Genomic DNA, 877 nt, shown 5'->3' with positions numbered 1-877 from the left:
GTGATCCAGGAAGCTTATATCCAAGGCGTTTCGACCCGCTCGGTAGACGACCTGGTCAAGGCAATGGGGATGAGCGGCATCTCCAAAAGCCAGGTTTCCAGGCTTTGCGAAGAGATTGACGACAAGGTGAAGGCTTTTCTGTCCCGACCTATAGAAGGCGACTGGCCATACCTGTGGATCGACGCCACCTACCTCAAGGTCCGGCGCGGTGGCCGCATCGTCTCCGTCGCTGTCATTATCGCAATCGGCGTTAACACTGATGGACGGCGCGAGGTTCTCGGCATGGAAATCGGCACTTCCGAGGCCGAACCGATCTGGACGGAGTTCCTGCGTAAGCTGACGCGCCGCGGCCTGCGCGGTGTTAAGCTCGTCGTATCCGACGCCCACGAAGGCATCAAAGCCGCTGTTTCCAAGGTCCTGTCCGCGACCTGGCAAAGATGCCGAGTTCACTTCATGCGCAATGCATTGGCGCATGCTGGAAAGAGCGGCCGGCGCGTCGTCTCAGCCTTCATTGCAACGGCCTTTGCCCAGGACACACCCGAAGCTGCCAGCCATCAATGGCGCAGCGTTGCCGATCAGATAAGGCCAAAGGTGCCAAAACTCGCCGGCCTCATGGATAGCGCCGAAGAGGACGTGCTGGCCTACATGACCTTCCCAAAGCAGCACTGGACCAAGCTCCACAGCACGAACCCAATCGAGCGGCTGAACGGTGAGATCAAACGAAGGACAGAGGTCGTGGGCATCTTTCCCAATGACGACGCCATCGTCAGACTCGTCGGCGCGCTGCTTCTCGAGCAAAATGACGAGTGGGCTGTTCAGCGCTCGCGCTACATGACGCTGGAAACCATCGCCACAATGAGCGATGATCAGCTTATCA

1 protein-coding gene is annotated in these 877 nt (G+C 58.5%); it reads left to right on the top strand.

Annotated features, from left to right (window positions below):
• Positions 1-877, top strand: an 877-nt coding sequence (locus JZX87_RS31040; protein WP_206829656.1) for an IS256 family transposase, incomplete at both ends; no start/stop codon positions are given.

Origin of the sequence: Agrobacterium sp. Ap1, from assembly GCF_017313375.1 — a bacterium.
In the GTDB taxonomy this organism is placed as follows: Bacteria; Pseudomonadota; Alphaproteobacteria; order Rhizobiales; family Rhizobiaceae; genus Neorhizobium; species Neorhizobium cellulosilyticum.
This window is presented reverse-complemented; position numbering and strand designations above follow the sequence as displayed.